The 22120-nt window shown below is 63.3% G+C and carries 19 protein-coding genes; 6 read left to right on the plus strand and 13 right to left on the minus strand.

What is annotated here, in order from left to right:
• Nucleotides 1–20 precede the first annotated feature (20 nt).
• Nucleotides 21–1223, minus strand: a complete 1203-nt coding sequence (locus C9427_RS18905; RefSeq protein WP_107650634.1) for an aromatic ring-hydroxylating oxygenase subunit alpha — start codon at nucleotides 1221–1223, stop codon at nucleotides 21–23.
• 507 nt (nucleotides 1224–1730) lie between these two features.
• Between C9427_RS18905 and C9427_RS18910 the strand changes: the two genes are divergently transcribed.
• The gene (locus C9427_RS18910) at nucleotides 1731–2141 is read left to right on the plus strand and encodes a hypothetical protein (protein WP_107650635.1); all 411 of its coding nucleotides are present in this window, start codon (nucleotides 1731–1733) and stop codon (nucleotides 2139–2141) included.
• A gap of 130 nt (nucleotides 2142–2271) precedes the next feature.
• Here C9427_RS18910 and C9427_RS18915 read toward each other — a convergent pair whose 3' ends face one another.
• On the minus strand, nucleotides 2272–4359 hold the full coding sequence (locus C9427_RS18915; RefSeq protein WP_167434401.1) for a hybrid sensor histidine kinase/response regulator: 2088 nt from the start codon (nucleotides 4357–4359) through the stop codon (nucleotides 2272–2274).
• 55 nt (nucleotides 4360–4414) lie between these two features.
• Nucleotides 4415–5194, minus strand: coding sequence for a response regulator (locus C9427_RS18920; protein WP_208636381.1), 780 nt, complete (start codon nucleotides 5192–5194; stop codon nucleotides 4415–4417).
• Between the two features lie 45 nt (nucleotides 5195–5239).
• On the opposite strand from C9427_RS18920, the gene C9427_RS18925 reads away from it, so the two are divergent.
• A complete protein-coding gene (locus tag C9427_RS18925) occupies nucleotides 5240–5926 on the plus strand; it encodes a response regulator transcription factor (RefSeq protein ID WP_107650638.1) in 687 nt (228 codons plus the stop codon).
• A gap of 38 nt (nucleotides 5927–5964) precedes the next feature.
• Here C9427_RS18925 and C9427_RS18930 read toward each other — a convergent pair whose 3' ends face one another.
• Complete coding sequence (locus tag C9427_RS18930) at nucleotides 5965–6162, minus strand: hypothetical protein (RefSeq protein ID WP_107650639.1); 198 nt, start codon at nucleotides 6160–6162, stop codon at nucleotides 5965–5967.
• 617 nt (nucleotides 6163–6779) lie between these two features.
• Between C9427_RS18930 and C9427_RS18940 the strand changes: the two genes are divergently transcribed.
• Nucleotides 6780–7241 (plus strand): L,D-transpeptidase, encoded by a 462-nt coding sequence (locus tag C9427_RS18940; protein WP_107650640.1) that lies wholly within the window; start codon nucleotides 6780–6782, stop codon nucleotides 7239–7241.
• Between the two features lie 129 nt (nucleotides 7242–7370).
• Here the strand turns inward: C9427_RS18940 and C9427_RS18945 are convergent, their stop codons facing one another.
• Nucleotides 7371–10454 (minus strand): efflux RND transporter permease subunit, encoded by a 3084-nt coding sequence (locus tag C9427_RS18945; RefSeq protein ID WP_107650641.1) that lies wholly within the window; start codon nucleotides 10452–10454, stop codon nucleotides 7371–7373.
• Nucleotides 10451–11788, minus strand: coding sequence for an efflux RND transporter periplasmic adaptor subunit (locus tag C9427_RS18950; protein ID WP_107650642.1), 1338 nt, complete (start codon nucleotides 11786–11788; stop codon nucleotides 10451–10453). Before C9427_RS18950 ends, C9427_RS18945 begins: the two co-directional genes overlap by 4 nt.
• Before the next feature lie 143 nt (nucleotides 11789–11931).
• Between C9427_RS18950 and C9427_RS18955 the strand changes: the two genes are divergently transcribed.
• A complete protein-coding gene (locus C9427_RS18955; protein WP_107650643.1) occupies nucleotides 11932–12468 on the plus strand; it encodes a TetR/AcrR family transcriptional regulator in 537 nt (178 codons plus the stop codon).
• A 39-nt stretch (nucleotides 12469–12507) separates the two neighbouring features.
• Here the strand turns inward: C9427_RS18955 and C9427_RS18960 are convergent, their stop codons facing one another.
• Nucleotides 12508–13365 carry a hypothetical protein gene (locus C9427_RS18960; protein WP_107650644.1) on the minus strand — a complete coding sequence of 286 codons (858 nt, stop codon included), beginning with the start codon at nucleotides 13363–13365 and terminating at the stop codon, nucleotides 12508–12510.
• 447 nt (nucleotides 13366–13812) lie between these two features.
• On the opposite strand from C9427_RS18960, the gene C9427_RS18965 reads away from it, so the two are divergent.
• The gene (locus C9427_RS18965; RefSeq protein ID WP_107650645.1) at nucleotides 13813–14868 is read left to right on the plus strand and encodes an ABC transporter ATP-binding protein; all 1056 of its coding nucleotides are present in this window, start codon (nucleotides 13813–13815) and stop codon (nucleotides 14866–14868) included.
• Nucleotides 14869–14872: 4 nt separating this feature from the next.
• On the opposite strand, the gene C9427_RS18970 is transcribed toward C9427_RS18965, so the two are convergent.
• Together C9427_RS18970 and C9427_RS18975 are read right to left on the minus strand one after the other, a co-directional pair.
• A complete protein-coding gene (locus tag C9427_RS18970) occupies nucleotides 14873–16552 on the minus strand; it encodes an ABC transporter permease (protein ID WP_107650646.1) in 1680 nt (559 codons plus the stop codon).
• Nucleotides 16553–16627: 75 nt separating this feature from the next.
• Nucleotides 16628–17602, minus strand: coding sequence for an ABC transporter substrate-binding protein (locus C9427_RS18975; protein ID WP_107650647.1), 975 nt, complete (start codon nucleotides 17600–17602; stop codon nucleotides 16628–16630).
• A gap of 254 nt (nucleotides 17603–17856) precedes the next feature.
• Here C9427_RS18975 and C9427_RS18980 point away from each other — a divergent pair, with 254 nt between their 5' ends.
• The gene (locus C9427_RS18980; RefSeq protein ID WP_097574190.1) at nucleotides 17857–18147 is read left to right on the plus strand and encodes a hypothetical protein; all 291 of its coding nucleotides are present in this window, start codon (nucleotides 17857–17859) and stop codon (nucleotides 18145–18147) included.
• 9 nt (nucleotides 18148–18156) lie between these two features.
• On the opposite strand, the gene C9427_RS18985 is transcribed toward C9427_RS18980, so the two are convergent.
• Genes C9427_RS18985 through C9427_RS19000 form a run of 4 tightly spaced genes read right to left on the minus strand, consistent with a single transcriptional unit; the run spans nucleotide 18157 to nucleotide 22048 of the window.
• Nucleotides 18157–19242 carry a Gfo/Idh/MocA family protein gene (locus C9427_RS18985; protein WP_107650648.1) on the minus strand — a complete coding sequence of 362 codons (1086 nt, stop codon included), beginning with the start codon at nucleotides 19240–19242 and terminating at the stop codon, nucleotides 18157–18159.
• A gap of 57 nt (nucleotides 19243–19299) precedes the next feature.
• The gene (locus tag C9427_RS18990) at nucleotides 19300–20064 is read right to left on the minus strand and encodes an ATP-binding cassette domain-containing protein (protein ID WP_107650649.1); all 765 of its coding nucleotides are present in this window, start codon (nucleotides 20062–20064) and stop codon (nucleotides 19300–19302) included.
• Nucleotides 20061–21062 carry an ABC transporter permease gene (locus tag C9427_RS18995; RefSeq protein ID WP_107650650.1) on the minus strand — a complete coding sequence of 334 codons (1002 nt, stop codon included), beginning with the start codon at nucleotides 21060–21062 and terminating at the stop codon, nucleotides 20061–20063. The genes C9427_RS18990 and C9427_RS18995 overlap by 4 nt, the downstream gene beginning before the upstream one ends.
• A complete protein-coding gene (locus C9427_RS19000) occupies nucleotides 21059–22048 on the minus strand; it encodes a sugar ABC transporter substrate-binding protein (protein WP_107650651.1) in 990 nt (329 codons plus the stop codon). The genes C9427_RS18995 and C9427_RS19000 overlap by 4 nt, the downstream gene beginning before the upstream one ends.
• Nucleotides 22049–22120: the final 72 nt, after the last annotated feature.

The following is a 22120-nucleotide window of genomic DNA, read 5'->3' on the forward strand; positions in this document are numbered from 1 at the left end:
ACAAGGGGAGATCGGCAGCTTTATACCTGCGATCGCATGGCCTCGTTGAGGTTCCACATGTCCTTTTCCTCCGGCGCGGTTTCCAGCCCAAGCACGGGGATCTGCTTGCGCAGATGGTCATGGTGGGTGCGCACGCCATATTCGAGATCGGAGAGATAGAAACCCTCGAAGGCTTCGGACAGCATGGATTCGTTCGACCAGACGGAAAGCTGCACGTCCTCGTTCATGGTGTCGCGGTCAATGCGATAGGCGAGGTAGCGCGCCGCCGCCTGTTCCCTGGTCTCGTCTGGATAGCGGTAGATGGCGCCGCGCAGCAGCGTCTCGCCGGTCGACAGCGGGAACTCCTGATAGAACTGCACCGATTCCGGCATGATCGACAGCGCGTTGTTGGGGAAGATGCCGTAATAGATCCAGGCCTTGCGCAGGTGTTCCGGCAGGTGCGCCGCCGCGGATGCGAGCTTGATGTACTGGGCTACGCTCCAGCGCCTTCCGGCATGCGGATTGTAGGTGGCGAAGGAGCGCGACACGCCGTTGATGAACGGCTCGTCGAAATAGGTTGCACCATAGAGATCCTGCAAGGCGGGATGGGCCATGGCGACATGGTAGCCTTCATTGTCGACGTCGCGCACCGATTTCCAGTTGACCGGCGACTTCTGGGTCCAGATGCCCCAGGACGGTACCATGTCGGCGACGCCGTAATGCGTCATCTCAGCCTCGATCGGCTTCAGCAATTCTGCCACCGACGGCTGCGGGCCGCCCTTGCGGAAGCGGATGAAGATGAAGCCCATCCAGATTTCGAGGTCGAGCGGCATCAGGCCGAATTCGGTTTTGTCGAGGTCGGGGAAGGAGCGCGGGCGGGCAGCACCGCGCAGCGTGCCGTCGAGATTGTAGACCCAGCCGTGGAAAGGGCAGACCAGCGCATTCCTGCAGGTGCCCTGGCTGTCGGCGACGACGCGGCTGCCGCGGTGGCGGCACATATTGTTGAAGGCGCGCACGACGCCGTCCTTGCCACGCACGATCAGCGCCCGTTCGCCGACCACATCCATGGTCAGATAGTCGCCGGCATTCGGCACGTCGGAGACATGGCCGGCGATCTGCCAGTGATTGCGGAAGACGTATTCTTTCTCGAGTTCGAGAAGGGCGTTGGAATGATAGCTCCAGCCCGGCAAGCCCCGCCGGTCCCAATCATTGGGGATCGCCACGTCACGGAGGTGCGGGTTCATAAACGGCTCTTTATTTGTTGAATACTCATTCAACAAAAGCATATTTTTCATTGAAATGCAATGGCTTGTGGAGATCAGAAGTTTCCATAGAGTTGAGCTCTGGCGTTTTCAGGACCAGCATGACGACAGAAAATCCCGGAAATTCCGGGTGTTAACATGGGTTGTGAAACGGGCGCGCGCGCCATGTGAGGATTCGGCGCTGCCGCGCCGAGAAAACAACCGCGTCTTGCGTGGAAAGATCGCCGTTGCCCCGAATTCCATTCAGAAGTGTGGGATTGATCACTGTCCGGCGCCTGATTCCGGCCTAGAGGGGTGCTGTCGGCGTCCTTGTCACAGCAAACAGTTTCGAAACGAACCTTGTGTCGGCTGTGGCCAAACATGCCAATAACGGCTGAATTTTCTCGTTTCAAAGCCGTTACACAAGAAAGCGGGTGCACCATTCGCCCGTTACCAGGCGCGGTTAAGTTCGTTTTACTGAAAAAAGAAAATCGACGACAGGGAACAACGATGTTTACCAAGATCCACACCGCCGGCCACGATCACCAGTTCCAGGCCCCGGTGCGCAATGACCGCCGCCCGCAACTGGCATTGCGCCAGCGCGCCAGCGATCATCCGATGGGCCTGTTCACGGTGCTGGCTGCCGCCGCATTCGTCGGCATGGCGTTCACGCCGACGGTTGGCCCCGCCTTTGCTTCGCTGAACCCACCCGCCAACGTCATCGACGGCGCGCCAACCACGACCAAGACCGGGCGCTTGCCGATGCCACAGATCGATTTTGCCTGCAAGGGCCAGGCCTGGGGCGCCGAGAGCGTGGACTGCCTGCGCGCCATCGCCCAGCAGTCCGGGGTGCACAGAGCCCGCGCCGTCCGCATGATCGCGAATGCAGCGCCGCTGGCCAGCACACCAAACGTTTTTTGAGTTTTTGGCGAGCATGGTCTTTTCGAAGACCGGTTCCCCCTTCCAGGGATCATGCTTGCCCGAGCGTCCTCCAGCGCTCAAGTCAGGCTCCCGCCGCATCGTCGGTTGGGGGCCTTCTTTTTAACGCTTTCTAGCTTCCCAATGCCGCCTGTTCGGCAATCGCCGTCAGCACGCCGCGCACGTCCAGCGTGCTGAACGGCTTTTCCAGGATCTGCGGTCGCAGCGGCGCGGGCAAGGCCTCGATCTCGGCCTTGGCGCCGATCAGGTCGCCGGTGACCAGCACGAAGCGCCGCGCCAGATCGGGCCGCTCAGTGAGCAGTTCGCGATAGATCGATATGCCGCTGGTGCCGGGCATGCGCAGATCAGAAAAGACGATGTCCGGCGGCATGTGGCCGCCCAAGGTCGCAGCCGTCGATGCCCAGATCGGCACGATGCGCGACTTGATGCCCATCAGTTCCAGAATATCGGAGAGCGAGGCGGCGACATCGGGCTCGTCATCGATGATCAGCGCATGGCGCAATCCGCTCGACCGCGTCGGGCTTTCGCCCGCGACGGCGCCGCTGGCGGCGATCGCCGGCAATTGCACGACGAAACGCGCGCCCCTCGGCATGACCTCTTCGAACCAGACATTGCCATTGTGCCTTTCGATGATCGACTTCGAGATCGACAGGCCGATACCGGTGCCAACGCCGACCGGCTTGGTGGTGAAATAGGATTCGAAGATACGGGCGCGTATCGCCTCCGGCACGCCCGGGCCGTTATCCTCGACGGAGAAACTGGGATTGCCGTGGTCGCTGCGAAAAGTCCGGACCTTGATCAGCCGGTCGCCGCCGATGCCGGCCAGGGCGTGCTGGCTGTTGACGAGGAAGTTGGCGGCCACTTGCGTCACATGGTCGGCGTCGGCCATGGCCAGCAGCGGACCGCTGGCAAAATCGGTATCGATGATGATGCCGGTCGATCTGGCGCCATAGGCGGTCACTTCGAGGGCCGCGCGAACCACCTGGTTGAGATCGGTCTCGGCCTGGGCCGCTGGATGCAGACGCACCATCGACAGAAAACTCTTGACGATGCGGCCGCAGCGCTCGGCGGCGGCGCGGACCTTTTCGGCGCGCACCTTGGTCTGCGGATCGGAGGCGAATTCGTGGAGCAGCGTCGATTGGGCTACGACCACGGCCAACGGATTGTTGAGCTCATGCGACACGCCAGCAAGCAGCGAGCCCATCGCCGCCATTTTCTCGTTCTGGTGCAGCTTTTCGCGCTGGCGGCCGATCTCCTCCTCGGCGCGCAATTTGTCGCGCAGGTCGCGGATCGAGCCGAAGATCAGTCGGCGGTCGGCGACCCGCATCTCGGTTGCCGTCAATTCGATCGGAAAGACTTCGCCAGCCGCGTTCTGGGTGACGGTCTCGAGCCGCTGGCCGACCATCGGCGCGCCGCGGCCCGACATGTAATCGGCGCCCGACGCATAGCCCTTGCGGTAATATTCCGGAACGACGGTGTCGAGCAGGTCCTTGCCGAGGATGTCGCTGCGCTGGTAGCCGAACATCTTTTCGGCGGCCGGGTTGAATTCGATGATCGAGCCGGTTTCGTCGATGACGATGATGGCATCGAGCGAGGCCTGCAGCATGGTCCGGCGAATGACCTCGCTGGCATGGGCATCGGAAAGCGATCGTTCGATGGCGTCGCTGATGGCCAGCGCGATGATGTGCAGCGCCGCCTCTTCCTCGTCGGTCCATTCACGCTCGTTCACACAATCGTTGATTGCTAGCGTGCCCCACAGATGGCCGTGCGCAAAGACCGACACCGACAGGAACGACTTGATGTGCTGCTTTTCGAAATCGGTTCTCAGGAAACCTTCGAGGTCGCGCGTGTGTCCGGCGAAGACCTTGCCTTGCCTTTCATCCTCTCCCAGCCGCTCAAGCAGCGGATCCGAATTGACGACCGACTGCATGATGACCGTCGGCGACGCCAACTCGCCGCCAAACCGGGGGTCGATCCAGTAGGCCGCGACCGACTGGGCAAAACCCTGGCCGGGCAGTTCGCGCAGACGAAACAGGATGCCGCGCTGGCAATCGAGCGCCGTGCAGAGCGTGGCAAGGATGTTTTCCATCTCGCGCTGCCAGTCACCGGCTTCGCGCAGCCGGCGGACGACATTGACAGCCGCCATCGCCGCGCCTTGCCTGGCGCCGTGCACATCGGTGTGTCCTGCTTCAGCAGTCATTGTCAGCCGTCATTTTCAGAGCCGCGCCAGGCCAGAGTGGATACCAGCGGCCCGTTCAGTTGCCTTCACCGGTCGGCAACGAGAAGATATAGCCTTCGCCGCGCACCGTGCGCAGGAATTTCGGATTGGCCGGGTCCGCCTCGATCTTCTTTCTCAGCCGCATGATGCGGATGTCGACGGCGCGTGACGATTCCGGATCCTCGACGAAACCGATCGCCTCGGAGATCGCGGCCCGCGTCAACAGCCGGTTGGCTCGCGTCAGGAAAACCTCCAGCACGTCGAACTCGCTCTTGGCCATATCGATGACCGTGCCATTGGCGCCGGTGACGAACCTGCCGTCGAGATCGGCATGGAAGGGCCCGAAGCTCATGGCACGGCGGTCGGCCGTTGCTTCGGTCTTGACGCCCTGCGGCTCGCTCGGCTGGGGGACACGGCGCAGCACGCTGCGGACCCTCGCCAGCACCTCGCGCAATTCGTAGGGCTTGACGATGTAGTCGTCGGCGCCGAGTTCCAGTCCGACGATGCGGTCGAGCGCGGTGCCGGCGGCGGTGGCGTAGATGACGCCGATCGGCATTTTCGAGCGCAGCCAGCGGCCGAGCGACAGGCCGTCCTCGCCAGGCATGGCGATGTCGAGGATGGCCAGATGGAACGACTGCGTTTCCAGCAAGCTGCGCGCCGCCGCGGCACTTTCAGCCGTCGCTACATCATAGCCGCTGGCGCCGAGATATTCGGCAACCGCGTCCCGCAGATCGGGCTCGTCCTCGACGATGATTATTCGTGCCCGCACTATGCTCTCGCTCCCGCTTTCAGTGGAAAGTAGATTGGGTATAAACATCATGTCCAGCGCTCATATTCGGTTGCTGAGGGAATGGTAGGAAAAATGGCCGCACGATCCGTCATTGCGCTTGTTTCCGTCGCTGATGTAGTCGCGACCGATCTCGCCGACCATCTCGAACGGCGCGGCCATGATGTGCGCGCTGTGCGCCAACCCTGGGAGGCCGAATCCCTGCTGTCGGGAAAGGGCATCGATGTCGCCGTCATCGGCGACAGCCTCAGCCAGGCGGAAGGGCGCGACCTGCTCAGGCGCCATGGCGGCGAGGGCGGGCCGGATTTCATCCTGATCTGCCGGCCAACCGATCTGGTCGACAAGGTGCTGGCGCTCGAACTGGGTGCGGCCGACGTCGTCGAGAGCCCGCTCAATGTCAGGGAACTCGCTGCCCGCATCGGCGGATTGCTGACGCGGCGCGGCAGGAGCGCCGGGGAGTTGATCGTATTGGAGAACGCGACGGTCGACCTCAGGTCGGCCATGGTCATGCACCGCTCCGGCACGGAGGAACAATTGTCGCCAGGCCAGGTGGCGCTGCTCAAGCTGTTTCTGGCCAGTCCGCGCAAGGTGCTGACGCGAGACGACATCATTGCCGGAGCACCCGCCGAAAATGCCGATGCCTTCGATCGCTCGATCGATTCGCGCATCGTGCGGCTGCGCCGCAAGCTCGACACCGAAACCATCACCACCATAAGGGGTGCGGGCTATCGGTTCGACCCGCCGATGCAGTTCACCGATTGAGGGCAGGGTGGCCACCTGCTGTCCACGGATCTTAATGCTCAGCGCACCACGAGAAGCGACGGACCTGACGGCATTTCGCCAGGCCTGGTTTCGCGAGCCCCCATTTCGCCGGCAATAACGAATTCGGTCGCCTGAGCGCGGTCCTTCAGAAGCACGGTGACAAGGCCGGCAAAGCCGAGCAAGCCTTGTGCGTAGAGCAGTGCGGAAAGCACAGAAGCTGCGAATTTCGTGTTCATCGTGTCCACTCCCCAAATTCAGATATATGTCATGCCTCGGGATACCTCCCGAAGTGCCCGCGCCGCTGCGGAGCCCCCCGTCGCGGCGCGGGCCTTCGGTCCTCTCGGCTGCAAGTTGCCGGAGGGGCCGCGCATCTTCTTCAGCCCAAAACCGACCCGCCAGAGGGCCTTGAGCCGGTTGACGCGCAGGGCTGGAAACGATCCAGACCGTGGCGGGAAACAGAACCGCTTTCGATTTCGTGCCAACTTTCGTTTGGTGCCGGCTGTTTCCGTTGGGTCAAATCTGCGGCTGGCCTGTATCCACATCATGCCGCCCCACGCCGCGCTTTGTTGCAAGTTGGTTTCGAGCGCAGTCAGATTTCTTTCATATCAGGGAAAAATGAGCTTTCGCTTGGGATTAGCCGGCATCTTCCGCCCGCCAGGCTCGGTGGCGGCCGGCACTGGCGCCGCCGGTTTCCACTCCGAAAGATCCGCTCCAAGCGGCCCGCTTCCGTTAACCATAGGAAACAGATTCGAAACAGAAACGCATATCTTGCGAAATCAGTTCGAAACACGCTGCGGGGATAAGCCGGTCATCGAATTGGAACCGGCCATATCCGGCAGACAGGGGGAACATCATGCACACCACCATTTCCGCCAAGCTCATCCACATCACCGCTGCCGCCCTGATGGGCGCGGCCTTTCTCCTCGGCGCCGGCAATGGCGCCGCGCAAGCCGCAAACAAGATCGTGGCGCGGGTCTCGCTTTCGCAGCAGACCATGGAAGTCCTGGTCGACGGCCGGCCGACCTTCGCCTGGAAGGTCTCGACCGGCGCCAGGGGGTATGTCACGCCGACCGGCTCGTTCAAGCCGACCCGCATGCACCAGATGTGGTATTCGAAGAAGTATGACAACGCGCCGATGCCGCATTCGGTTTTCTTCAGCGGCGGCTACGCCGTGCATGCGACCAATGCCGTCAAGCGCCTGGGACAGCCGGCCTCGCATGGCTGTGTGCGGCTTCATCCGGATAATGCCGCCGATTTCTACCAGCTTGTCGAGGTCTTCGGCCCGGCCAACACCAGCATCGTCATCGTCAAGTAGGCTGTGTTGGAGCGGTTGTAAGGCCTGAGCTATCGGGCTTCACCGCTCCGGCTTCCCGCCGAAGGCGGCGGTAAAGTCAAGCAGCCAAAGAGGCCGGATTTTCCGGCCTCTTTTATTTGGTCGTCAGTTCTAATCCTGTAGCGCCGGCATCAGCTTCGGGTCGGGCTTCTCGGCATGATGCGGCAGATCCTTGCTGGCGATGAAAGTGTAGAACATCGGCACCACAAAAAGGGTGAACATGGTGCCGACCAGGATGCCGGTGAAGATCACCAGGCCCATCGAATAGCGTGCCGCGGCGCCCGCGCCGCTGGAGGTGATCAGCGGCACCACGCCGAGCGCCATCGCCGCCGTCGTCATCAGGATCGGCCGCAGCCGCACCTTGGCCGAGGCGATGATTGCATCGCGCCGCCGCATGCCGTGCTGCTCGCGCTGCTGGTTGGCGAACTCGACGAGAAGGATGCCGTGCTTGGTGATCAGGCCGATCAGGGTGATCAGGCCGACCTGCGTGTAGATGTTCAATGTTCCCAGGCCCAGATTGAGCGGCACGATCGCGCCGAAGATCGACAGCGGCACCGCCATCATGATGATCAGCGGGTCGCGGAAGCTTTCGAACTGCGCCGCCAGCACAAGATAGATGACGACGACGGCGGCGCCGAAAGCGATCAGAATCGTGTTGCCCTGTTCCTTCTCCTGCCTGGACTGACCGGAATAGTCGATGAAGAAGGTGTCGGGCAGATTCTCGTTCGCGATATCCTCAAGGGCTTTCAATCCGTCGCCGGTGGTGACGCCGGGCAGCGGGAGCGCGGAAATCGTCGCGGAATTCAGCTGGTTGAACTGCTCTATGGCCGCCGGCGAAGCGTTGGTCGAAATCTTCACCACCGCCGACAGCGGCACCATCTTCCCGTCCACGCTCCGCACGTAATATTCGCCAAGCTTTTGAGGGTTGTCGCGGAATTCCTGCGGCACCTGTGGGATGATGTCGTAGCTGTTGGAGTCGCGGTCGAACTGTGCCACTTCGGCGCCGCCAACGAGCAGCGTCAAGGTCTGGCCGATATCGGCAATCGGAAGGTTGAGGGCCGCGGCACGGTCGCGGTCGATGGTCACTGTCACCTGCGGTGCGTCGTAGGCCATTGAATTTTGCACGACGATGAAACGGCCGGAGGCCTGGGCCTTGTTCTTGATTTGCTCGGCCACCTCGTACACTTCGGAAGCGGGCCCCGTCGAGCGCACCACCATGGCGATGGGCAGGCCGCCGCCGGAGCCCGGCAGCGTCGGCGGCGCGAAGACGAAGGCCTCGACGCCTGCCACTTTGGCGATACGAGCGGTAATGTCAGCCTGCAGCTCCTTGGAATTGCGCTTGCGTTCCGCCCAATCCTTGAAGGCAAATCCGACGAAGGCGCTGTTTGTGGCGCCGCCGAAGGCGACGGCCGAGAACTGGGCCCGCGTTTCCGGAATGTCCCTGACCAGACCGAGAATCTGGTTGACGTATGTCTCGGTATAATCGGATGTCGCATAACGCGGCGCCGTGACCAGCGAGAGAAGGAAGCCCTGGTCTTCCTCCGGCGCCAATTCGCTCGAGGTCTTGGTGAACATGAAGCCGGTGACGCCGACAAGCGCAAGCACAATAATCAGCGTCAGCGGGCGATAGTTCAACGAACCGGTGACAGCCCGCTCATAGACGTGTTCGACCCGCGCGAAAGTGCCGTCGACAATGCGTTGGAAGCGGCTGTGCGAACCGGCCTTCAGGAGGCGCGCCGACATCATCGGCGTGATGGTGACGGCAATTACGCCCGACAGCACCACCGAGCCGGCGAGCGTGACCGCGAATTCACGGAACAGCGCGCCGGTCAGGCCGCCGGTGAAAGCCAGCGGCGCGAACACGGCCGCCAGCGTCATCGTCATTGCCACGATGGCGCTGGCGATCTCTCGCATGCCGCTGAAAGCCGCCTGCATCGGCGACATGTGGTCTTCCTCCATGTGACGGTGGATGTTTTCCACCACCACGATGGCGTCATCGACGACAAGGCCGATCGCCAGCACCATGGCCAGCAACGACAGGAGATTGATCGAGTAACCCATCGCAAACAAAAGGAAGCAGACGCCGATCAGCGACAGCGGGATGGTAACGATCGGCATCATCACCGAACGGAAAGAACCGAGGAACAAAAGGATGACGACGACAACGATGGCCACCGCCTCGGCGATGGTCTTGAACACTTCGTCGATCGAGGCGCTGATCTGTCCGGTCGCATCGTAGACGACCTCGATCGTCATGCCTTTCGGCAGCGTTTCCTGAATCTGCGGCACGAGCCTGGTAAGCGCTGCCGCCGTGGTTAGCGGATTGGCCGCCGGGGTCGGGAAAATGGCGAGGAAGGTGCCGGGCTTGCCGTTGAAGCTGACCCTGGTGTCGGTGTTCTCCGCGCCGAGTTCGACACGCGCCACGTCGCGCAGCCGCACCACATTGCCGTCGGTCGAGCGTAGCGGCAGCTCGGCGAACGCCTCCGGTGTCTGGAGTGTCGAGCGCACGGTTATCGATGAGACGACATATTCGTTCTCGGTGTTGCCGGGCGCAGACAGGAAGTTGGAATTGTTGATCGCCGTCAGCACTTCCGAGGCCGTCACGCCGCGCGCGGCAAGCCTGATCGGATCGATCCAGACGCGCATCGAATACTCTTGCGCGCCGAAGATCTGGACGTCGGCGACACCCTCGACCGTCGACATGCGCGGGCGGATGACGCGCTCGATATATTCCGTCAGTTGCTCCTTCGTCATGTTCGGATTCTGCATCGAGATGTACATCATCGCGAACTGCTGGCCGGTGCCCTTGACGATGACAGGGTCCTTGGATGCTTCCGGCAAAGTACCGCGCACCCCCTGTACCTTCGACAGCACCTCGGTCAGCGCGACATCCGGGTTGGAGCCGAGTTTCATCTGCACCGTCACGGTGCTGGAGGACGGCCGACTCGACGACGTCACATAGTCGATGTTTTCGGTCGAGGCGACGGCACGGGCGATCGGCGCCGAAATGAAGCCCTGGATCAGGTCGGCGCTAGCGCCCGGATAGGCGGTCGTGATCGTGATGGCGGTTTCGTCGACCTTCGGATATTGCCGGATCGAGAGATTGAAGATGCCCTGGAAGCCCAAGAGCAGGATCATGCAGGCCAGAACGGTCGACAGGACCGGGCGGCGGATGAAAATGTCAGAGAAACTCATTTCTGGCTTGCCTGCTGGTTCACCGGCTTGGTCGGGTCGATCGTGTTGTCGACAGCAACGGACATGCCGTTGAAAAGCCGGTTCTGGCCGGCCGTGACAACTTCGTCGCCGGGCGCGATGCCCTCCAGGACCTCGATAAGACCGGCATTGCGACGACCCGGCTTGACAAACACCTGGGAGAGCACGAGTTCAGGCTTCTGCCCTTCCGCTGCAGGGTTGGCCGCGCCGGCAGCCTTCTCCTCGGGCTTTGCAGCAGGCGCGGGGGAAGCGGGTTTCGCTGCGTCCGTCGCTGGCTTTGTGGCTTCCGCCGGCTTGGCAGCATCCGCCGCAGCGGGCTTATCGGCTGCCGGAGAGGCAGGCATTTCTCCGGGCTTCGCTGCTGGAGCCGCCGGGGCGGCTTCCGTCTTGGCTGGGCGCACGACAAAGATGAAGTCGCCATAGAGGCTGGAGGTCAGCGCCGTCTGCGGCACCGCCAGCACATTGTTCTCCTCGGGCAGTTCGACGCGCACCTGCACGAACTGGCCGGGCGTCAACTTGCCTTCGGGGTTGGCAACCTCCGCCCTGACCGTCACCAGCCGGCTTGCCGGGTCGATCTTGGGGTCGATGCCGCGGATGGCGCCGGCAAAGGGCATGTCGCCGCCGCCTATGCCCAATCGAACCGTCTGGCCGATCTTCAGCAGGGGAAGTTGCTGTTCGGGAATCGAGAAGTCGACCCGCATCGTATCCAGGTCCTGCAACGTCACCACGGCGGTGCCAGGCGCCAGATACTGGCCGAGGTCGATCTTCGGGATACCCACCGTGCCGCCGAAAGGCGCCGTCAACTGCTTCTGCTCAAGCACCGCCTGCATCTTGTTCACCTGTGCGAGGGTGGCCGATGCGGTTGCCCGCGCCGTGTCAAGCGTAACGTCCGCACCGACGCCGCGCCTCTGCAATTCGATGGCGCGCGTCAGCGCCGTCTGGACGAGCACGGCCTGAGCCTTCTCCGCATCGAGATCGGCACGTTCGACGGCATCGTCGAGTTGAAGGAGAACCGCGTTGGCTTTGACCTTCTCGTTGGCGTGAAAAAGGATCTCCTTGACGATACCGGCGGTCTCAACAGTCAGGTCGACGCCGCGCACCGCACTCACCGTGCCGATCGCCTCGATGCCCGGCGTCCAGCTGATCGGCTTGACGATGGTCGTCGACACGGTCGCCGCCGGCGGTTTCATCGTGGCGAAATACTGTTTGATGCCGTTGTCGCGCAGGAAGTTGAAGCCAACGATGCCGCCGACCACGGCGACCAGCACGAGCAAAACCAAGGCGATGACGACGATCTGGATTATGCGTCTGAACAAGAGTGTCCCCTCAAGCGGCGACCGGCATGGCGGTCGATGTCGGGACACTATCCACGGCAGGTCCCAATTTCAAATAACGGCGGCCTTACTGTACCGTCTGGACGGTCTTGTCAATTCCGCGTAAGCTCATGTAGGGAGGCGTAATGAAAGTTCGCAGGGCAAATTCGCGCGAGAAGATTCTCGCAGCGGCCGCCGATGTTGCCCGGGAATCCGGGCCCGGAAGCCTGTCGCTGGATGCAGTCGCCAGCCGTGCGGGCGTCTCGAAGGGCGGCTTGCTGTACAATTTTCCGACCAAGGCAAAGCTGATGCAGGCGCTGGTGGAGGATTACCTGCGCGAGTTCGAGCGGGCGCTGGAGGCCGCACGTACGGCCGGAGCCAGCGGCGAAAGCCTGCTTGCCATCTATATCAAGCTTTCGGCCAGTGATTGCGAGGAACCGCAACCGTCGGCCTCGTGGATCTTTTCGGCGATCGCCGAGGATCCCGATTTCCTGACGCCGATAAAATCGTTCAAGCGGCAGCTCTTCGAGCGGCTGAAAGGAGAAACGCCTGATCTCAAGGCGCTGCTGGTCTGCTTTATCGCCATCGAGGGGCTTCGCAGCATGAACCTCTTCGATTCGGATATCCTTTCGGCCGACGAACGCGGGCTGCTGATATCGTCCTTGCTACGAATTGCGGGATAGTTGCCGCGGGCGCCAGGAAAGCTCGAAGGGTCGGAAGGCTCAAGAGGCCGAAAAGCACGCCGAGAAGGCTGCATCGACAATGGCAAGCTTGGCGGCCTGGACGGCCATGTATTCCTGGTGGAACTGCCTTGAAACCCACATGACCGAATGCCCACGCCGGCCCAGCCAGCCGACGCTGCCGAGGCCTTCGGCGTCGCGCAATTTGCGTGAAAGATGGGTCCGGGAAAGCTTGAGCCAGTTGGCGAAGTCCGCGATCGATACCACGCTGGTCGGTATCCGGTCGAGACCCGCGTGGTCGGGATCGATGCCGGACATCAACCGGTCCATGACGATGCCGCCATTGTTGAGCCAGATGAACAGGGAAAAGGTCTGTTTGGGCTCGCGCACCGGCTGAGAAGAAAGCAGGCCGTCCGCCACCAGCGGCTGCAATCTGGCAAGCATGTCGGGTCGCGCGAGGTACGTGGTCAACCGGCTTCCGCCGTCGAGGCTGTCCAGCGTTTGCAGATGAGCGGTGACCCAGCCGGTAAATGTATTCACAGTGGCCGCCGTGATCTGAAAGGGGCGGGCACGCCCATCCCCATGCGTCGGCAGATACTCGACGATACGGTAACGCAGCATCTCCTTGATGAAAGCCTCGGCGGTGTTGCGGCTGGCCACCGAATGCTGGCGAATGGCCTCGATGAAACGGGCTGCAGTCAATTGCGTGCGATGGTCGCGCGGGTCTCGCCTGAAATGCAAGGCAAGACCGACATGGCCCATCAGCCAGCGCTGCTGCGTGGCGAATATGGAAGCAAGCCGCGGGCTCGCTTCATAAATCTGGATAAGCGCCAGCGACTGCGCCTGGACACAGCGATGCAACGCCGGATAGCCAGCAATGTCTTCAGCGTTCAGTGCCATCGTCCCCGTGCTTCGATCCCAGACTTCCGACGTGGTGGATCTGAAGTTCCCGTTATTCCATTGGCGTTAACGGTTAGAAGCTTTGACATCAAAACACCACTGGATTTCAATGGCTTGCCCGTATGACAATGAACCCGGAATCTGCCCCCGGGGCCTATCCAACAAACCCAGGCCGCGAAGACGCAAATCACGATTTCGAATGTTCACAGCCTGTAGCCGCGCGAACTCGATCGAGCACCGTCAAGGATGCCATGCACGATCCCCGTCAGCCAGGCAGATCACCGGAACGACCTTGCCGATGAATCGCGGCTGAACGGCGCAGCAAGCAAGGGCGCCCTTGCCGCAGCCATCATTGTCATGGCCGGATTTCCAACGTATTGCCCACCTTAAAGCGCGTCGCGTTGATGAGATTCACGCAGGGCGCGATGATACGCCAATGGGTGAAGCATGAGCGAAATCAGAGTGGAGCGTCTCAGCAAGCGGTTCCACGAAACCGCCGCGCTTGACGCCGTTTCGCTTGGCTTCGCTGCAGGATCCTTCACGGCGCTGCTCGGCCCGTCCGGGTGTGGCAAGACCACGATGCTGAGGCTGATCGCCGGCTTCGAGGCGCCCAGCGAGGGCAGCGTCTTCTTCGGCAAGGAACTAATGGCCGATCCGCGGCGGCAGGTGCCGCCGGAAGCGCGCGGCGTCGGGGTCGTCTTCCAGTCCTATGCGCTTTGGCCCCATATGGATGTCGCGGCAAACGTCGCCTATCCGCTCAAGGCCCGGCATGTCGAGCGCGGCGCAATCGCCGGCCGTGTCGGCGCTGTTCTCGACATCGTCGGGCTTGGCGGATTTGAAGGCCGCCGCATTGAGGAACTGTCCGGCGGCCAGCGTCAGCGCGTGGCGCTGGCGCGCTGCCTGGTGGCCGACGCCAGGATCATCCTGTTCGACGAACCGCTCGCCAATCTCGACATGCATCTGCGCGCCTCGATGGTCGATGCGTTTCGCGACATCCATCGCCGCACCGGCGCCACCATCGTCTACGTCACTCACGACCAGGCCGAGGCCCTGGCATTGGCCGACCGTGTCGCCATCATGAGCCGGGGCAAGGTGTTGCAGGCGGCGGCGCCGCAGGAGGTCTACCGCGCGCCGGCCAATGCGACGATCGCCGGCTTTGTCGGGCGCGGGTCGATCGTTGCGGGGACGGTGGTCGATCCCGCCGGTAAGACCGCAACGGTCGACATAGCAGGGTATCGCCTCATGGCGCGAAGTGCCGGGACATCGGCGGGGCCGGCCCAGATCCTGCTGCGGCCGGAAGCGCTGCGGATTTCACCCGAAGGCATTCCGGCGACAGTGCTCGACAGCATCTATCGCGGCCCGGTCCATGAGGTGAGGCTGGCTTTGTCGGCACCGGAACAGGGATCACGGCAGGAACTGCTGATCGACAGCACAGAGACTTTGGCAGTCGGCCAGAAGGTGCACATCGCAGCCTCGGACGCGTGGGTGGTCCCCGACGTCTGAACGATTATCGCCAGGGCAACACGCCCGCTGGAAGCCGCCGTCCGAACCGGTCGAGCACCAGCAGCAGGACGACGACAACGGCGATCGTGGAAACGGCGATCGCCGCGGCCTGCGTCCCCAGGCCGGCCTCCTCTAGGCTGAACAGCACCACGCCCAGCGTCTCGTTGCCGCTTGACCAGAGCAGGGCCGAGACCGTCAGTTCGTTGAAGGCGCTCATGAAGACGAGCAGGCCGCCCGCCACGGCCGCGGGCGCCGCGAGCGGCGCGGTTATCGTCATGAGCCGACGAAGGGCGCCGGCTCCCGATACCGCCGCCGCCTCGTCGAGGTCACGTGAAATCTGCCCGACCGCAGTCGCCACCGGTTTCATGGCGAGCGTGAAAAACCGCATCATATAGGCGATCACGATGATCGACGCCGTTGCATAGAGGCTGCCGATCAGCGGCAGCGGGCGCAGGAAGAGCAGGATGCAGGCGATGGCAAGAACGACCCCGGGGACGGCATAGGGTAGGTCGACGATGCCGCCCAGGATGCGCTGCCAGCGCCAGCCGAGCCGTTCGAGCACTGCGGTCACCGGAATGACGCCGGCGGCGAGGATAAGCGCCGCGCCGCCGGCAAAAAGAATGGAATTGCGAAAGGCGCGGACCGTCGATGCCTGATGGACCAGAACCTCGGCATAGTTGGACGCAGTCATCGTCTGCCAGCCGAGCGGCACGCCGAAGGACGGGACGAGCGACGTCGCCAGCAACGCGCAGGCCGGGAGCACCAGAATGAAGCCGATCACCAGCCAGCCAAGGCCGGCAAGTGGCAAGCGGTAGCGCCCGAGCTCGAAACGCGTCGGCGTGCCGGCGGTGAAGCGGTGCGCGGTGCCGCGCAGGGCCAGCGACTGGCAAGCGACACCGGCCAGCGCCAGCACGCCGACCAATACCGACAGCGCCGTGATCTGCGGCAGCACGCCGGGACCGAAGCTCGACAGGTCCTGATAAATCAGCGTCGGCAGCGTCAGATAGTTGACCGGCATTCCGAGCAGGGCCGGGATGCCGAAATTGCCGACGCCCGAGACGAACGCGAGCGCGGTCGCAGCCACGACATACGGACGCACGACCGGTAGGACGATGGTCCACAGCACCGCCAGCGGCCCGGCGCCGGAAGCCCTGGCCGCTTCGACGAGATCGCGCGGGATCCGGGACAGACCGGCCCGCAGCGTGATGAACACGATCGGCGCGTGCTGGACTGCGTAAAGCAGGATGATGCCGTTGCGGCCGAGCATCGGATTGGGTGTGCCTGGCGGCGGCGCCATGCCGGCCATGCCGAGAAGCGTGCTGGATGGGCCGAACAGATGCAGCCACGACAGGGCCGTGACCTGCGGCGCGATCATCAGTGGCAACAGCAGCAGAAAGCCGAGCGCCTTCCGCCCAGGCAGGTCGGTCGTCGTGACAGCGATGGCGAAGGGACCACCGAGGCAAAGCGCCAGCAGGGCGCCAAAAAAGGATGTGTCCAGCGTGTGCCACATCGCCCGCAAGGCGACCGGCTTGGCCAGGCGCTGGGCGAATGCACCGAAGTCGAGCTCGCCGCCCGGTGCGACAGCCGCGATGACGAGCCTCACCATCGGCAGCAGGCTGAGCAGTGCGATCACCAGCAGGACGGCGAGCACCGATGCGCGAAACCCAGGCGTGGCTCGCGACATGTGCCAGCGTCGCGCCGGCACACGCTGCCCGGGGAGGATGTCCTCCGCGGACGACACCGCCGGCCGACCGGCGGGCTACTGGCTCATAACAGCGCCGAACTTTTCCTTGTTGGCGGCGTCGTTGGCGAGTGCGGCGGCCGCGTCGTAAGCCAGCACCTTGATCGACGAACGGTCGGGATAGCCGGCCGGCAAGGCAACGTCGGCGCGCGCCGGAATGTAGCCCATCTTGGCGGCAACCTCCTGGCCGTCCTTGGACAGCAGGAAATCGACGAAGGCCTTGGCGGCCTCGGTGTCCTTGGCCGTGGACAGGATGGCGACCGGCTCGGTGACGGCAGAGACGCCCTCCTTGGGGAAGACGAATTCGACGGGAGCGCCCTTGGCCTTCTCGCGAATGGGCATGTAGTCGACGATCATGCCGAACAGCTTGTCGCCGCCGCTGACGGCCTTCAGCACGTCGCCATTGCCGCCGCTCGCCTGGGCGCCGTTCTTGGCCAGCGCGTTGTAATAGTCCCAGCCCTCCGGCAAATTGCCGGTCAGCGTTACGGTGTGGATCATCGCGGCACCCGAGGTCAGCGGGCTCGGCATCGCGATGAGGCCCTTGGCTTCCGGCTTGGTAAGGTCTTCCCAGCTCGATGGCACGAAGGGCGCCTTGGTGTTGTAGACGATGCCGGTGGTGATCAGCTTGGTCGAGAAATAGGTCTTGTCCTTGTCATAGAGAGCCGCGTCGATGCCGGAGACATCGGCCTCGGGAAAGCTGAGCAGCCGGCCTTCCTTTTTCAATCCTTCCATGGTCACGACATCGGCGATCAACAGCACATCGGCCTGCGGCTGGCCGGCCTCGATCTCGGCGCGCAGCTTGGCCAGGATCTTCGGTGTTCCATCGCGCACCCATTCGACCTTGATGCCGGGGTTCTTCGCCATGAAGGCATCGACGGTCTGCTGAGCGTCGGTGTTGGGCTGGCTGGTGTAGAGGACGAGCTTGCCGTCGGCAGCCGAAGCGCCTCCGATGGCGGATGCCAGCAGCATGGTGGCGAGAACGATCTTGCGCATGGAAAACCCCACTTGGTGTGAAGAGACTGATTTAGTGCAAAGAGACAGGTTTAGTGCAAAGAGACGGGCCCGGCTGGACACCGGACGCGGGAACGTTCTCCCTATCGCCGCAGGATAAACCTATTGTGACAAGCGGAGTCGACGATAATTCTCGGGTTCCCCGACGGCTCCAACGAGCCGCCCCGGGGAACTTTTGTTCTGCTAACGATTTTGGATGTATGGTGGAAAGCCGAACGGCCAGAAGGACATTGCCGATGACGACCAAACGCTATGCGATCCGCGTGCTCGCTCTCGCGATAGGCTGCAGCCTATCCGCCCCGGCCTTCGCAGGCGACAAGCACCGCGACCACCGGCACCGCGACCACCGGGTTCAATCCGAACGCTACGTTCCCGCCGAAGGCGACATCATCGACATCCTGTTCGGCGGCCCGCGCTACTATGACCAGCAGTTGTTCACCACAGCCGCCGGTGCCTGCTCCTATCATCGGACAGGACCGGATGCGAACGCGCTGAACAAGATCAACGATCATCATTGCGGGAAATAGGCGGTAGCTTCAGCGGCTGCCCGTCTGCTTCATCCGCTCGATGATCTCCGCCATCAGCGCCAGGTCGCGGCGTGAATCCGCGAGGTCAGTCAGGGGCTTCGTGCCGTCGGCGATGTGGCGGTGGAAAACCTCGAGTTCATTCGAGAAAGCGTCACCATAGAGCGGCCCGAAGGTCCTGGTTACCGGGCCGAGTGGTCCGGCCTCCGTCACTTCGAGCCGCGTCGGCAGACTGCGGATGTAGGGCGTGTCGTAGATGATGCGGACCCGTTTGGTGTTCGACCGCACTTCGATCATGGCGTCGAACAGGCCGAGATCGTCGACGACCGCGTCATACTGGCAGGCGAAATGGCCGTAGTCGAAGGTCACCGAGGTGTTGGCGCCACCATTGGTGCGGTGCGCGGCGAGCACGCGAACCGGTTCGCCGATGAGCCCGCGCATCGCCGAAATATGATGCGAGGAAAGCGCGGTCAGGCCACGATAGGCGCGCACGAGGTCGGCCGGCGCATCGGCGCCCACGACTTCGCGGATCAGAGCGTCACGCTCCCTGGCGCCGCGCTCCAGCAGCGCCGGGTCAATATCCCGGGGATAGAGGATGTTCTGGCTTTTCCTAAGGAAGTGCCGGCCCTCGGAGATCAGGTCGAAGATGCGCACATGGGTGATGTCGGCAGCGTCGGGCAGTTCGTCTCTGGCCGCCAGATAGGCCGGTGCATAGCGGCGCATGTAGCCGACGAAGATCGTCCTGGCGTAGTTCGCCGTCAGCGCCAGCAATTCGTCGATCTCGCGCACCGTCAGGCAAGCGGGCTTCTCCAGCAGGATGTGCTTGTTGGCTGCCACGGCGGCGCGGACGAATCGGCTGTGGGTATCGTCGGACGACAGCACGAAGACCGCATCGATGTCGGGCGAATCGATCAGTGCTTCGGCCGTGTCGAAAGCCCTGGCGGTTGGATATTCGGAGGTGCAGAGCGCCACCAGGCTCGGTGAGACATCATGGACGCCCGCTATAACCCAGCGGTCGCGCTGGTCGGCCAAGACAGGCAGATGGATCGACTGCGCGACCTCGCCAAGACCCACAAGTCCGACACGGATTACCGCCACTCGCAAACTCCTTTTTGTACCAATCAATTCGTGACAGGCCAGCCGGATCGGCAGCTCCTAGGCCGCGCCGGTGACAAGCGCGACCAGTTCGTTGCCTGTGGTTTCCGACGAACGCACGGTCGCCACCATCCGTCCCGCGCGCATGACCCAGATCTGGTCGGACAGGCGCCGCACCTGATCGAAATTGTGGCTGACCAGGATGACGCTCACCGCCTGCTCGCGCAGGCGCCGGATCAGCGCCTCGACATTGCCGGTTTCCTGTACGCCGAGCGCCGCCGTCGGCTCGTCCATCACCACCAGCTTGGCGCCGGAGCCAGCGGCGCGGCAGATCGAGATCGCCTGCCTCTGTCCGCCCGACAGGCGCCGTACGCGCTGGTTGACCGAAGGCATGTTGATCGACAGGCGCGACAGCATGGCGCGCGCCTGCTCTCGCATCGCCTTGCGGTCGAGCAGGGCGATCGGGCCGATCCGGCGCACGATCTCGCGGTTGAGGAACAGGTTCTGCGCCACGGTCAGTTCGTCGATCAACGCCAGGTTCTGGTGCACCGTCTCGATGCCGGCCTTGCGCGCCTCGTCGGGATTGGCGAAGGGGCGCGGCCGGCCATCAAAGAAAATCTCGCCGCCATCCGGCACATGCACGCCGACCAGGCAGCGGATCAGCGTCGACTTGCCGGCGCCGTTGTCGCCGATGACCGCGGTGACCTCGCCGCGGCGCGCCTGGAAGGCGACGTCGGTGAAGGCGCGGATGCCGCCAAAATGCTTGCTCAGTCCTTCGCAGGCGAGGATCGCCTCGGACGAGGGGATATGATGGGCGGCGCTCATTTCTGGTACCGCATGATCAGGGCGGCCAGCACCACGATGGCGCCTACGGCGAGCGGCTGGTAGAAGGCCGAAACGCTGAGGAGGGTCAGTCCATTGACCAGCGCGGTGAGCATCAGCGCGCCGATCGCCGGCCCGAGAATGCTGGCGCGGCCGCCGAACAGGCTGACGCCGCCGAGCACCACCGCCGCCACGGAATTGAGGAGAAGGCTGGTGTTGATCAGCGGCTCGGCCGAGCCGATGCGCGCCACCAGAAGCAGCGAGGCGATGCCGGCGCAGAAGCCTGAAATCGTATAGGCGGCGATCTTGACCCGGTTGGTGCGGATGCCGAGCGCGCCGGCGCTTTCGACCTGGCCGCCGGTGGCCAGCAGATGCACGCCGAAGCGGGTGTGGTAGAGCGCGATATGGGCGACGATGACGGCCGCGATCGCCACCCACACGGGATAGCCGAACGGCCCGAAGGAGCCGGAAGCGAGCTTGAGCAGGAAGGTGGAACCGACCATCGTCGGCTCGCCGCCCGACAGGATCAGGCCGAGCCCGGTGATGCCCGAAAGCGTGCCGAGCGTCACCACGAAGTCGGGAATTTTCCCGGCGGTGATGAGGACGCCATTGAGGAAGCCCACCGCGCTGGTGGCGATAACAGCCAAGACGCAGGCGAGGAAGATGCCATAGCCGGCGGCGTTGACGAGGCCGAGGATGATGGCGCCCAGCATGACCGCGGCAGCCAGCGAGAGGTCGATGCCGGCGGTCGCCACGACGAAGGTCTGGCCGATCGACAATACGACCAGGATCGCCGCCGCCAGGAGCAGGGCCTGCAGATTGGCGATGCTGAGAAAGACCGGCTGGGCGATGCCGAAGACGATGACGAGGCCGACCAGGCCGACGACGGAGGCCCAGTCGGCCCAGAAGGAAGGATCCAGGAGGAGAGCCGACAGGGAGGGACGGCTCTCCTCCGCCGCGCCCGCGGTCTGCACGGGCGCGTTTTGTTCAGGAGTGCTCACTTCAACATCTCGCGGAAGGGATCGGGATAGTCGCCGCCGGGGGCCGGAAAGTTCTTCAGCGAGGCTTCGGCATTGTCCTTGTTGATCAAGAGCACCGGCGCCGGCACGTTGGCGGGCAGCTCCTTGCCCATGGCTGCTACCTTGCAGGCTTCGACGCCCATGGCGCCGACGACATAGGGATATTGCGCGACGGTAGCGGTGAGTTCGCCGGCGGCGATCGATTTCAGCGCGTCGACGATGCCGTCGAGGCCGATCACCTTGACGTCCTTGCCCGAGGTCTGCACGGCACGCTGGATGCCGAGCGCCATGATGTCGTTGGCGGCAAAGAAGCCGGCGAGATCGGGATGCGCGGCGAGGATGTCGGTCGCCGCCGTCAGAGCCTTCTCGCGGTCCCAGTCGGCGCTCACCATGACCACCACCTCGAGCTTGCCTTCGACGGCCTGCTTGAAGCCCTTGATGCGGGCATTGGAGCCGACGTCGCCGACGATGCCGGCGACCAGCGCCACCTTGGAGCCGGCAGGCACCAGCTTCAGCATCTCCTCGCCGGCCAGTGCGCCGGCGGCGACATTGTCGGTGCCGATATAGGTCGAGATGGCGAAGCCGGCGGCCTTGGCCTGTTCGGCGTCGATGGTGCTGTCGATGTTGACGATCGGCTTCTTCTTCTGGGCGACGGGAACAAGCGCCTGCACCAGGTTGGACACGCTGATCGGGTTGACCAGGTAGCAGTCGAAATCCTGCATCGCCATGGCGGTCAGCCGGTCGGCCTGACCGGTGGCGTCACCCATATTGGCGGCAGCCTGGACAGTGACGTTGACGCCGTCGGCCTTGGCCTGGTCCTCGATGCCCTTCTGCATGGTCTGGAAGAACGGATTGTCGAGGCCCTTGACGATGGCCGCGACCTTCGCCGCGTCTTCGGCATGGGCCGGCATTGAAAGTGCGGTTGCAAACAGACCTGCGCCAAGCGTCAGGCAATTGAACATGCGCATGCTTCGTCCTCCTCCTAATTGTTGGTTGCGTTATATCTGGCTCGTTTCTCGACGACCGGAATGCCTGTGCGG

This window comes from Mesorhizobium helmanticense (assembly GCF_003034915.1).
Taxonomy (GTDB): Bacteria; Pseudomonadota; Alphaproteobacteria; order Rhizobiales; family Rhizobiaceae; genus Mesorhizobium; species Mesorhizobium helmanticense.